The organism is Cohnella sp. GCM10020058, assembly GCF_042683485.1.
Classification (GTDB): Bacteria; Bacillota; Bacilli; order Paenibacillales; family Paenibacillaceae; genus Cohnella.
This window is the reverse complement of sequence record NZ_JBHUJV010000008.1, coordinates 441,094-453,237: the sequence shown is the minus strand read 5'-3', so window position 1 is coordinate 453,237 and position 12,144 is coordinate 441,094. Positions and strand designations below refer to the sequence as shown.

9 protein-coding genes are annotated in these 12,144 nt (G+C 51.4%); all 9 read right to left on the bottom strand.

Translation table 11 applies throughout. The features are described 5' to 3' along the window. Positions 1 to 28: 28 nt before the first annotated feature. The 9 genes from ACFSR7_RS14420 to ACFSR7_RS14380 all read right to left on the bottom strand — a co-directional run bounded on the left by ACFSR7_RS14420 (position 29) and on the right by ACFSR7_RS14380 (position 12,131). Complete coding sequence (locus tag ACFSR7_RS14420) at positions 29 to 913, bottom strand: carbohydrate ABC transporter permease (protein ID WP_378162612.1); 885 nt, start codon at positions 911 to 913, stop codon at positions 29 to 31. 40 nt (positions 914 to 953) lie between these two features. After that, positions 954 to 1,898: an ABC transporter permease gene (locus ACFSR7_RS14415; RefSeq protein ID WP_378162610.1), complete on the bottom strand. Its 945-nt coding sequence runs from the start codon at positions 1,896 to 1,898 to the stop codon at positions 954 to 956. A gap of 15 nt (positions 1,899 to 1,913) precedes the next feature. Beyond that, positions 1,914 to 4,325 (bottom strand): alpha-L-rhamnosidase-related protein, encoded by a 2,412-nt coding sequence (locus ACFSR7_RS14410; RefSeq protein WP_378162608.1) that lies wholly within the window; start codon positions 4,323 to 4,325, stop codon positions 1,914 to 1,916. Beyond that, complete coding sequence (gene pgmB / locus ACFSR7_RS14405; RefSeq protein ID WP_378162606.1) at positions 4,325 to 4,990, bottom strand: beta-phosphoglucomutase; 666 nt, start codon at positions 4,988 to 4,990, stop codon at positions 4,325 to 4,327. Before pgmB ends, ACFSR7_RS14410 begins: the two co-directional genes overlap by 1 nt. Further along, positions 4,983 to 7,403 carry a glycoside hydrolase family 65 protein gene (locus tag ACFSR7_RS14400; protein ID WP_378162604.1) on the bottom strand — a complete coding sequence of 807 codons (2,421 nt, stop codon included), beginning with the start codon at positions 7,401 to 7,403 and terminating at the stop codon, positions 4,983 to 4,985. Before ACFSR7_RS14400 ends, pgmB begins: the two co-directional genes overlap by 8 nt. A gap of 99 nt (positions 7,404 to 7,502) precedes the next feature. Beyond that, positions 7,503 to 9,335, bottom strand: a complete 1,833-nt coding sequence (locus tag ACFSR7_RS14395) for a sensor histidine kinase (RefSeq protein ID WP_378162602.1) — start codon at positions 9,333 to 9,335, stop codon at positions 7,503 to 7,505. 2 nt (positions 9,336 to 9,337) lie between these two features. Further along, positions 9,338 to 11,080 carry a response regulator gene (locus ACFSR7_RS14390; RefSeq protein ID WP_378162600.1) on the bottom strand — a complete coding sequence of 581 codons (1,743 nt, stop codon included), beginning with the start codon at positions 11,078 to 11,080 and terminating at the stop codon, positions 9,338 to 9,340. Between the two features lie 354 nt (positions 11,081 to 11,434). After that, positions 11,435 to 11,635 carry an Imm10 family immunity protein gene (locus tag ACFSR7_RS14385; protein ID WP_378162598.1) on the bottom strand — a complete coding sequence of 67 codons (201 nt, stop codon included), beginning with the start codon at positions 11,633 to 11,635 and terminating at the stop codon, positions 11,435 to 11,437. Positions 11,636 to 11,762: 127 nt separating this feature from the next. After that, positions 11,763 to 12,131 (bottom strand): hypothetical protein, encoded by a 369-nt coding sequence (locus ACFSR7_RS14380; protein WP_378162597.1) that lies wholly within the window; start codon positions 12,129 to 12,131, stop codon positions 11,763 to 11,765. Between the last annotated feature and the right edge of the window lie 13 nt (positions 12,132 to 12,144).

Genomic DNA, 12,144 nt, shown 5'->3' with positions numbered 1-12,144 from the left:
CGCGCTGCAGTCGCGGGTATATTCGCAATCAGGCTTTGACTGCGCCCATGGTGACGCCTTTGACGAAGTACTTTTGCAAAAAAGGATAGACGCAGACGGCCGGCACGACCGACACGATCAGCGTGCTCATCTTGATGGCTTCCGGCGTCACATTGCTTTTTCCCTGGGACATTAACGCCATTTGTTGAAAATCCTTCGCTTGCGCCTCGAACATAATTTTATAGAGCAGCGTTTGCAGCGGATGCAGCCTCGTATCGGTCATGTACAGGAACGCGTCGAACCACGAATTCCATTGCGCGACGCCGACGAATAAAGCGATCGTGATAAAAACCGGCACGGACAGCGGAACGACGATCTTCATGAATATCGTCAAATCCCCGGCTCCGTCGATTCTCGCCGATTCTTCCAGACTTTCGGGGAGCCCTCTTAAAAAAGTGGAAATAATAATCAGATGAAAGGTGCTGAACATGCCCGGCAGAATATACACCCAGAAGCTGTTCATCAGATGCAGCTTGTTGATTAGAATATAGGACGGTATCAATCCGCCTGCCACGAACATCGGGATCATAAAATAGAGCATTAATCCCTTTTTGCCGTAAAGATCGTCCTTGGAAATCGCATATGCGGCGATGCCGGTAACCGTCAGATGCAGGAGCGTGCCGGACAGCGTCCGGGCAACGGAGATCCCGAATGCGTTGAGGATCAGATTGTTCGAGAATACGGCTTTATAATTTTCGAGCGTAGGCCGACTCGGCAGGAAGGTAATAATCCGGCTGGCGGATGTCGTCCCGTCGCTGAAGGAATAGGCCAGCACATACAAAAAGGGATAGATCGTTACCCCGCAAAGAACGATTAAGAGGATGACAATCATCGTATTTGCGCTTTTTTCATAGATCAGATGTTTGGGATACATGCGCTTCCTCCATTATGGATCGCAGATATGAATCGCAGAATTAATATAGGCCGTAGCCGTTCACTTTTTTGGACATGCGGTTAGAGAGTACGATCAAGATCAAAGCGACGGCGGATTGGAAAAGGCCGATGGCCGAAGCATACGAATAATGGGCATATTGAACGCCGATTTTGTAGACTAAAATGTCGAGATTGTCCGAGGCGCTGCTCACCATGGCATTTCTCAGGTTAAATAGGGTTTCAAAGTTCGGCGTCATCGTGCCGCCTACCGAAAAGTTAACGCTCACGATACTCCCCGTCGTCAGGATGAACAGCACGATAATCGTCGGAGCGATTCCCGGCAGCGTTATATGCCAAATTCTCTTGAGGCGTCCCGCGCCGTCCACGATGGCCGCTTCATAGAGCTGCTGATCGATCGCGGTGATCGCGGCGAGATAAATAATCGAGTTCCAGCCGATCTCCTTCCAGATCGCCGATCCGATGGCAATTCCCCAGAAATAATGCGGCTCTCGCATAAACGCGACGGCCTCGCCTCCGAAAACGGAAGTCACGATGACGTTAACGATTCCCGTATCCTGATCGAGCAGCCGGTAGACGATGCCGCCGATGATGACCCAAGAAATAAAGTGCGGCAAATAAGTGATCGATTGCACGGTTTTCTTGAAACGGCCTTCCTTCAGCTCGTTTACCATTAAGGCCATTAAGATCGGCATCGGAAACCCGATCAGAATCGCAAACACGTTGATGCCGAGCGTGTTTTTCAAAGATTCGTAAAAATCGGGGTTGTCGAACATGGCGGCGAAATGCTTGAATCCGACGAACGGACTGGACAAAAAGCCGGTTGAAACCGTGTAATCCTGGAAAGCGATGACGATGCCGAGCATCGGCAAATAGTTAAATATAAAGACGGCGACCACAGCCGGAACCAAAAATAAGTAAAGCGTCTTTCGCCGTTTGATTCGCTTCCAAACCTGCCTTCTATCCATGCCTGACGCTCCTGTCTATTTGTTGATGATGAAATGGATCTGCCCCTTCTGCAAAACCGATTTATCCAGACGGGTTCCCTGCGCGAACGGCGGCGGAATTTCGAGCGATACGTCGTACCTGTCCGGAACGTAGGCCATCAGCTCGAACCGGCTGTCCGTCCGGTGCCATTCGACGCTGATCGTGCCGCCTTTGCAGGCCAGCGTTCCTTTGCACCATTTCAAGCCGCAGGGATTAGGAGCGAGCCGAACCGTGCGATTAATCTCATCGGGCGCGTACAAGCCGAGTATGTCGCGAACGAGCCAGACGCCGGCGTGGGCGGCAAATCCATGACAGACGCTGTCCGAGCTCGACGTATGCTCCCACAATGTACCGGGCCCGTTGTCGATCATGTGCGAAAATAAAGCTTTCATTTCCCGGAGCAGACGGCGATGCTCTCCCCAGCGTGCCAGCAGGTCAAAGCGAAGAAAATAACCGATGAATACGCCGGCGCGCGCCAGCATGACATCCGAAGCAAGCTGCGGGGCAGCCGGACCGTGCGCTTCGATCAATCGCCGGACCATCTCGGGCCGCTCGTCCCGACTGGACGCGGCAAACGTGAGCACATAATATTGGACGGCTTCGGAGGAGAGGGGTCCCGGTATCAGACCGCACTCCGAATCGCGCTTCAGCGAATCGGAATACCAGCTTCCGGCGAAGGATTGGCCGAGCAATATGCGCCGCAAGCGATCGGCTTTGTCCATCCATTCCGGCTTCTGATAAATCTCGCCGGCGCGCTGCAACACTTGGGCATAGAGCGCGTTCGTTGCGACGGAGACGGGCGATTTGTACGCCTCCAGGTTGGCGGACGACCATTCTACGAACACATAGCCCGGCAGGTTTTCCAGCAAGCCTGCCTCGTTTTCATAAGGAGCGAATTGGCCTAGCAGGTTCTCGACCGTCCGGCGATAATCGGCAAGCATCTGGATGTCGCCCGATCTGCAGACGTATTCGTCGAGCTCCAGAATCAGAAACAACGGCCAATTCGGAATAAAACAGCCTTGATTGGCGAAGCCGGACGGATAACAGACCGGGAAAAAACCTTCTGCCAGCGGCGCTTGATCCGAGCGGAGAAAATTGTCGAGCATCGCCCGCTCCACGGACGTATCGCCGAGCATGAGCCGCGCCGCTCTCCCCGACCAGAAAGAATCGCACAGCCATCCGGCCCTTTCTCTTCCCGGGCAATCCATGAACACGTCCAGCGTATTCATGGTCAGGGTTTTCTCCGCCGCGTCATAAATCCGGTTTAGTTCTCCGTCGTCACACAAGAAAGCTTTCTGCAAAGGCGGCTGAAATTGATATAAAACCGTAAATAAATCGTGAACCGTAAACGACTGGCCGCGCACGATCAGCTTCACGTAACGAAAAGCGTGGGGCTCGAAGGCAATGAAGGTAAACCGGCCGGGCTGGCTATTTAAACGGATAACGCTGTTGCTGCCGGAGCGCCGAGGATTAAAGGTTCCCCGGTCTTCAAGCAAATCCGTGAAAACCAGATCCAAGGTACCCGCTTCCAGGCAGGTGAATTCGATCCCGATAAAACCGCTGTTCATCTCGCCGAAGTCATAGGCCAGAGCGGCGGCTAGGCCTGGAGCCGGTTGAATCGTAATAGCGTTATCCGGATATATGCGTTGGATGCCGGTAAAGGGAAGCCCAATCTCCTTGCTGCATGCCACGGAAGGGCGGTCAACGACAGGCGGCGACTCGTAAAAGTGATCTGTCTCCTCCCGAAAATGCGGGTGCGGGGCAACCGCCAGATCCGGGTCGGCTTCCGTATCGTGAACGGCGATCAGCCTGGCGCCTCTCGCCATGCGCATATCCGGCAATGGCGCGACTCTTGGCAGCAAGACGGGCCGTTCATCCAACTCCTCCACTTCCGTCCTTCCCGCCGGCTCCTCTCCGGCATTCGCGCGCCAGTCGAAAATGGACCGGTCCAGGTCATAGGTTTCGCCCAGGCATCTGGCATGGGAGAAAGCTTCGGTCATCTGTCGGCGTTGATACAGCCTGAAGCCTTGCCAGCTGCAATCCGTATAAGCCAGCAACGTATCGCCGACCGTCAATTCAGCTATCAGGAAGCTGGATTCCCCCGTTACGTACACATTCGGATCGTTGTACCCGGCCAGCTCGATCGCCAGCACATGCTCTCTTCCTTTGACCATCACGGCCGTCATGTCAAGCACATCCACTCTGGCGTGGCCATGGGCGGCACGCGCGGGTCCATGTCCCATCAATCGGCCGTCGACGTACAGCCTGTAAAAGGTACGGGCGGTAATTTTCAGCAAGCAAGCCTCATCCGAATCTCCAGGCCGCCTGACGATTTTGCGGAATCCGGCCTGTATGTTTTTCTCCAGGTACAGCCCCTTCAAGAAAATCGGCTTAGCCAGCTTCATCATCAGGGAGCGGCCTCCTTGTATCTGACCGGGGAAAGCAGCAGCTCCCGCAGCCCGCTTACTACCAGATCCGCCTCTTTAAGCAAAAGCTTGTCGCCGATGCCAACGCATTTCATGCCGGCGTTTTTAGCCGCCTCAATGCCCGCCGCCGAATCCTCGAGCACGAGGCAGCATTCAGGCTGTACCTGCAGCAATTGCGCGCATTTCAGAAAAACCTCCGGATCCGGCTTCGTCTGCGCCACCATGCTTCCGTCTACGACGGCATCGAACCAGTCCTGTATGCGCAGGCGCTCCAGGATGATGCCCGCGTTTCTGCTGGAGGTGCCCAATCCGATTCGCACCCCTGCCTTTTTTAACGAATCCACGTACGCGCGGGCGCCGGGCAAGAGGTGGGATTCGTTTAAGCCGGCTAAATATTCGAGATACCATGTATTTTTCCGCGAAGCCCATTCCCGTTTTTCATCCGCAGTCATGGCTTCGTTTCCCTTTTGCAGCACATAATCCAGGGATTGCGACCGGCTGACGCCCTTCAACCGTTCATTGTCTTCTTCCGTAAAAGAAATGCTCAGCGCCTCTGCGACGCGCCGCCAGGCCAGATAATGATACTGGGCCGTATCCACCAAAACCCCGTCCAGGTCGAATATCGCCGCTTTTATTGCCTTATCCATGCACGGCTGCCTCCCGATGCTTGGGAACAGCGATGCGTTCGCCCGATTTTTCGGCGCTCCAAGCGTACGCTTGTCCCCATATTTTGACCTGGAAGGCTTCTTCCCCGATCTCGGGCAGCGTAATATGCAGCTGCTCCGGCTCGGCTTCGACGGTTAGCCGATACCCTCTCCATTGGACGGTGAAGGACAGAGACTTCCAAGCCCGGGGCAGCGAAGGCGCGATCTCCAGCATGCCGGACGATTCGTCCGGCTGCACGCCGCCAAACCCGAAGATCAGTCCCTGCCAGACTGCACCGGTGGCCGCCGCATGAAGACCTAGGCCTGCATTGCCGTGCCGGTCCATCAAATCCGTTTTTGCCGTTCTCAGCCACAGGTCGTACGCTTTCTCCGTATCTCCAAGGCGCTGAGCCATCAAAGCGGACATGCCCATGCTTAACGAGGATTGGTGCCATGTGCGTTTTTCGTAGTATTCATAATTTGCCTTGATCGCCGCCGGATCGGCGAACCCGCGCAGCAGCAATAGCAGCATGACCGTATCCGCCTGTTTGATAATTTTAGTCTGCGCCAATTCGGCCAATTGCGGATTGCCGGTATAGACGGGCATGCCGTGATCGTCGAATGCCGTAAATTGATAATCTCTCTTTTGAAAATAACCGTCGAATTGCTCGATCAAAAGCTGCTCTTCGTCGCGCGGAATATACATGAGAGCCGCTATTTGTCTCCACTCGGCGATGTCGTCCGGCCGCCATGCCAACCGCGCCAGCAATCCGCTCACTTCTGCGGGAAACCGTGCCTGATAATCCGTTAACCGATCGGCCGCCTGGACTAAATTATGAGCCGCCATCCCATTCGTATAGGCATTGTTGTCCACGTGCTCGTGAAACTCGTCGGGTCCGATCACGTTCAGAATGACATACTGTCCGCGCTCCGCATCGAATGCAACCCGCGATTGCCAGAAGCGCGCCGTCTCGATCAGCAGCTCCAGTCCGTATTCCAGCATAAATGCCGGATCGTCGACGACGGAGACGTACTGGCATACGGCATAGGCGATATCCGCCGTTACGTGATCTTCGATCTTGCCCATCCACAGCGGCTGGGGCGCGCCGTACTCGTCGTACGAGAACGGCGGAATTTCCTCCTGCCCGCCGGCAGCGGATTGCCAAGGAAACTTGGCGCCCGCATAACCTGCGACTCTCGCATTTTCTCTCGCGCCATCAAGCTTCTCGTACCTATATTTCAACAGGGATTTAGCCAGATCGGGGAACGTATACATAAAGAAAGGCAGCATAAAGATTTCCGTATCCCAGAAGACGTGGCCCCAATAGCCTTCGCCGTGAAGTCCCTTAGCCGCAATGCTGACGGCAGGCGATCCGGAATAGGCCGTACTCATCAAATGAAAGAGATTGAAACGAACGAGCCGATTATCTTCCTCGCTGCCCGCGATTTGGATGTCCGCTTCCTTCCACATCTCTGCATAACGATCCGTATGCTTGCGCAGCTCCTCCGTCCAGCCTTCGGACCGATACTGCGCCAGATTGCGGTGAACGGCATCCCGCAGGCGATCCTCGTTAAGCTCCAGGGAATGATAGGTGGCAACGAGCTTATCGAGCTGCACCGTCTCCTGCCGGCCGATGCGGAACTCGACATACTCCGCGCACTGCCCGCCGTCGTTTGAAAATTTGTGATAAATCGTCGGCAATGGCGTTTGTTGACCGAATCTGGAGAGGCCATGAATGGCAGATCCCATTCCGATATGGATGGCTTCATCCTTTGTGACCGCTTCCAAATAGAGCTGCTCGGAATCGGTGCCTTCGGCAGCGACGATATTATAGTGTTTGGCACGGAACTTCGGATTCGTCTTCCAATTGACCGCCGCTCCGTCAAGATAGCTTTCTATGCCGAATACGCCTTCATGATTAAGTGGCGTTACGAGCAATCGGATCCCGGCACGATGAACGTCATCGCGGCTTACAAATCGGCATGCCCCAACCGCAGTTTCATGGCCGGCCGAATCTCTGTATACGCTTTCGCTAATCAGAATACCCTGCTTCATATCGAGAATGCGGCAAAATCGTATGACTTCGCAGGTTTGCGCGTTTAACGGGCTCGCTTCCTCTGCGTAACGGAGAGCATTTCGGTTCGCAAATACGGATATGCCGTGCCAGCGGGGCAGATTCACCAATTCTCTGACCGGCCCGTCCCCTTTGTTGAAGACGCCCGCCAAATAATTTCCCGGCATTTCCGGAACGGCCCCCTGCTCGAAAGCGCCGCGCGTTCCCATATACCCGTTCGTCAGCGTAAATAGGGTTTCATGCTTTAAATTGCTTTTTGCATCATACGCACTTTGTACGATTAGCCAGTCGTCCTCGCTCAGCAACCGATTAAGGGCTTCATGAAAAAAATACGCAGCCATGTCGCTCTCTCCCCCAAACGTTTCTCTCGTTTTAATTATAGGGGGGAGAAAAGACCGGAAAACAGACACGGAATGAACGATAAATATACGAAACGAACGCTATTCCATGCGCAAACGATCGGCAAAGCGGAAAAGCCTGGCGACCTCCTCCTTGGTCATAAAGGGGAGAATAACCGTGACGACGGTTCCTTCGCCATACACGCTCTCGATTGAAATCCCGTATTCCTCTCCGAAATATAGCTTGATGCGCTTCATAATGTTGCTTAATCCGTATCCGCCGGAGCCGTCCAGCATCGCCTTGTTCAGTCCGTCCAATTGCTCTCCGGGGATGCCCGCGCCGTTATCCGTTACTTGAAATACAACGTTCCCTTCCGAGCGATACCCCTTGATATCCAGCCGCCCTTCCGTATGAACAGGACGAAGTCCATGCACAATCGCATTTTCGATAATGGGCTGCAGAAAAAGCTTGATGGTATAACACGGCTCAATGCTTTCCTCGATTTGAAAGGCCGCCTCGAACTGAACGTTATAGGTAAATTTCAAAATTTCGATATAATCGCGAATCATGCTTATTTCCTCGGATACGCTTGTAATGAGCTCGCCATTATGAAGGAAATTGCGGTAAAAGAAGATCAGCCTTTCCGTCGTCTGAAAAATATCTTCTGCGCCCAAGCGCTTCGCCTTTCTTTTAATGAGCGCGAGCGTGTTATACAGCAGGTGGGGATTGATCTGCGCCTGCAGCAATTCAACCTCCATGCTTCGGGCCACTAATTTCGATTTATAGTCATGCTGGATCAGCTCGTTAATTCTTTTGGTCATTTGCACGAAGCTGTTATCGAGCACGCCGATCTCATCGTTGCCGGTTACGGAGCGGGTTTCTTCCCCATCCACGCCCTTGGCTTGGAATCGGCGAATTTGGGAGACGACTTTGGAGATCCGCTTGGTGATCGCAGAGGACACAAAATAAGTCAAAATAAACGAACAGAGCAAGGTGAGAATCAACACAACGAGCGTAATCTTCGTAATGGGGGCCAATTTCTCTGCAACCAGATCCGTTCTGTACAAGGATACCAGCCGCCACCCCGTCACGTCGGAGGTCGTATAAGCCGCGATATAATTATCGCTGCCGTTTTTATATTTGAAGTAGCCTTCCTTGCCGTCCCAGGCATGCGCGCTTAATTCCCCCGTTTGAAAAGAAGCGGGCTTGTCCGGATAAGAAAAAACCGTTTGTCCCGATTCGTCGAAATAAAAGATCTGACCGGACACGAACTGATCGTTGCGGCTGAATATCCCTTTAAAAATGCCGGTGGAAATGTTCAGGTCCAACATGCCGAGCTGCTTGATCGTCTTAAAATCCATCAACTTTCGATTCATCGAAATATACGTCGACTGTCCCGATTGATTCGCCAACCAGTAAAACGTCTTCTTGGACGAAAGAAAGGCCGGGTACCAAGCGTTAGCGGCCATTTCCTGCATGTCCCTGATCCCCCCGCCATCCTTGGGCAAAGAATCGTTGTCGACGTAAATCACTGGAATTACCGCTTCAGCCGCGGTTGCCGACTTCGTAGAAAAGCTGCCCTCGGTATATCCGGTTTCCTCGAAGATGGAACGTATTACTTTATAGATCACGTTGGCATAAGCATTCGACACCATATCGATATCCGTGTACGTCTGGGCCAAGGTTTCCTGGAAAAGCGTGTTATTAAACAGGATATCGCTTTTTTTCATGTAAACGGTAAGCTGAAAATCCATGACGTTGCTGGCTTGCTGCAGATTTCTCAGCAGCCATTTCATTTCATTCTGCTCGACGTACCTGGCCGCGATGGCGTAGGAGGACCAGCTGATCGTCAAAATCGCGCAAATCAAAATGGTCGTAAAACTGAACATTAACTTTTTGCGCAGGCTGATGTCATGCAGCTTCGGCCACTTCATCGTCAGATTCTCTCCCGAAATTCTTTGGGACTATAACCCGTAAGCTCTTTGAATTTGCTTCGGAAGTGCGCCTCGTTCACATAGCCGATGCTTTCCGAGATTTCATAGATTTTGTATTGGGGATTGGCCAGCATTTCTTTGGCCAGATCGATTTTTTGCTGGATGACATATTCGGAGATGGTCGTATTCATTTCCCGCTTGAATACGCTGTTGATATAATTAGGGCTGTAAAAAAACGCGCTGGAAATCGATTTCAAGCTGAGCTCCTCGCGCAGATTTTGCTTGATATAGGTCTGTATGTCATGAATGAGCCGGGTATTTTTATTCTGCTTCTTATGTTCGAGGTAGGCCGCAATGTCCATCAAACATTGCTTTAACCAGGCTTTCATTTCCTCGACCGTTTCGAATAAAGTCCATTTCTCCCAGATCGGTCGATTCAAATCTACGATACGCTCAAATTGTTCGTTTTCTTCCATGAGCATAAATTGAAGGCAAGTGACGATTCCGTAAAAAATGCCTTTGACCTGATCCGCGCTGGCATGGGAATCCGCAAAAGCCGAAAATTGCTCTACGAAGCGATCGATTTCTTGCGAATTACCCGAATGAATTAAAAACTTCAGTTCCTTTTGAAGCTCGGGGAGCTTCCAATCGTTCTTTACGGTTGTCGACTTTTTCGTTTCCACATCGCGTATATGGATAATTTCCTGCTTGCCCAGATGAAATTTAAACTTTAACGCAAATAACCCCTGCTCGCACAAATCGCTGACGTCACCGATTCGATCGCTGATTTCGCTTAAGCCTGCGGAGCAGCTTATGCCTTGCAAGTGCAGCCTCTCGATAAGACCGGAAAGCAAATTTTCCGTTTGCTCCAGTATGCTGCTCGGCCCCATGGCGCTGTCATAGCTGAATAAAACGCCGTAATGAGACTCGTCAAGCTTCGAGGTTATAATAGAGACCGCCGCCGTCAGGTGATCCGCAATCGTTTGCTGGATGTAAAGGGACAATAGTTGTTTGTCTTCCGTACGCCGCGCCGCAAGGTTTTGATAATCGTCCACCTCCAGCACGCAGACTGTATATTGCGCTCTCTTCAAATCGATTTTGAAAAAATCGACCGTATCCCAAAGCTCTTCCTCGTTTTTAAATGGTTTGGAAAACAGATCGGCGCTGAACTTTTCAACCAATGCGGGCATGCTTTTTGACAGCATCGCCTTTAGCTTTTCCTGTTCCGTTTTTTTTTGAATCTCGCTATTCAACAGGTATATGGTCCGCTGAAGGACCTCGACCAGTTCTGCGGGCACGATGGGCTTGAGCACATAACCGTGAGAAGACAGATCGATCGCTTTTTTCACGTATTCGAATTTATTATAGAAGCTGAAAAAGATCATCTTGATCGCCGGGTATTTTTCCTTGACGATTTTAGCCATCTCGATCCCGTTCATCAGCGGCATTTCAACGTCCACCAGCATGATATCGGGCTGCTGCGACTCGAGCATCCGCAATGCTTCCTTGCCGTTGGTCGCTTCTCCGAAGATCCGGACCGGGAGCCCCGCTTCTTCAATAATCTCTATCGCTTCTTCTCGCTCCACTTCGAAATCGTCGACGATCAACAGGCTCAGCATCGAAGCGCACCTCCACGTACCGCAACTTTCACCATATTGTAAGCCTTTTCTAAATGAGAATCTATTGTTCCCGTTAGAAAAAGTGGCGCGCGGCCATTTCGTTTGAAGAATAACCGAAACGCCCATCGCTGGCTCGTCCGACAGCCTTTGCCGTTGCGATGAATCGCCAATCGACCTCCGATTCGTTCCGTCGCCGCAAAGCCTGCAAATATGCATCTTTTTTCGCCGATGTCTATCCTTTCGAGAAGAAAAGATGCAAAAACGCAGGTATTTTCCTCCTTCAGCCCGATTTTCGGCTTTTGCTTGGCATTTACCTGCACATTTGCAGGCATTTCATCACGAGCCGGCGGCCGGCAAAAAATACATGTACAAATGCAGGTTTTTCCTCCGCCATACGTCCGAAAAGCGCCGGCTCTCCGATATTTAAAAAAAGCCAGTCAGATCAAGGGCTTGATCTAACTGACTTCTATTGGGATTAAATCATTCAAGGTGGTTAGAATTACCCTCTAAACGATAATTAATCACGATAACGGAGCTGCTGTTTAATATTTCGGCAGCATCTTCATTCATCGTAATTTCCGTCCGATTCGGCGTGAAGTGAAGCTGCGAGATACCGCCATATAATGACTGCGACTCATCGTTATAAGTAATATGAACCTTGCCAAATCCCGCTTCAAACAAAACCAATCATCAATACATCAATTTCTTCATCAAATTGAGCATATAAAAAATGAGCATTCAAAGTCGTCATTTCAAATAGCCTCCACGTTAGTGCAGACTGCCTCCGCGTTGATCGCCTAAGGCAGAATTATTTTGCCAAATAAATCTGCCCGTCATGGTTGCACACGATTATTTTTGAATAATCTTGGGGCGCGACTATGACGTCCACGCCGTCCCCGCGTTCAGGATTCACTCTGACTTTAAGGAATGCAACGACTTCCGTCTTACTCGTTAAAAACAACTTATCCATAAAATCATGAGTGGGGTGCTTATAAAACAAGTAGTACGGATCTTCGGAAGAAAGTGCATCCGTATTATAAACTTCGTCATCCACTCGAGCCCAGTTCTTGATGTTATCTATCGATTTAAGATTTTGAGGATTGATTTGTTGCAGCAGCTCTTTCATGATTCGATCGGCTTCATCATGAACGATTCGGTTTCCGGGAAAAATACTCATTTTAGTCTTCTCC

Coding starts and splice junctions, on each gene's coding strand:
- ACFSR7_RS14420 (WP_378162612.1), bottom strand. CDS start 913: ATGTATCCCAAACATCTGATCTATGAAAAAAGCGCAAATACGATGATT.
- ACFSR7_RS14415 (WP_378162610.1), bottom strand. CDS start 1,898: ATGGATAGAAGGCAGGTTTGGAAGCGAATCAAACGGCGAAAGACGCTT.
- ACFSR7_RS14410 (WP_378162608.1), bottom strand. CDS start 4,325: ATGATGAAGCTGGCTAAGCCGATTTTCTTGAAGGGGCTGTACCTGGAG.
- pgmB (WP_378162606.1), bottom strand. CDS start 4,990: ATGGATAAGGCAATAAAAGCGGCGATATTCGACCTGGACGGGGTTTTG.
- ACFSR7_RS14400 (WP_378162604.1), bottom strand. CDS start 7,403: ATGGCTGCGTATTTTTTTCATGAAGCCCTTAATCGGTTGCTGAGCGAG.
- ACFSR7_RS14395 (WP_378162602.1), bottom strand. CDS start 9,335: ATGAAGTGGCCGAAGCTGCATGACATCAGCCTGCGCAAAAAGTTAATG.
- ACFSR7_RS14390 (WP_378162600.1), bottom strand. CDS start 11,080: ATGGGCGTTTCGGTTATTCTTCAAACGAAATGGCCGCGCGCCACTTTT.
- ACFSR7_RS14380 (WP_378162597.1), bottom strand. CDS start 12,131: ATGAGTATTTTTCCCGGAAACCGAATCGTTCATGATGAAGCCGATCGA.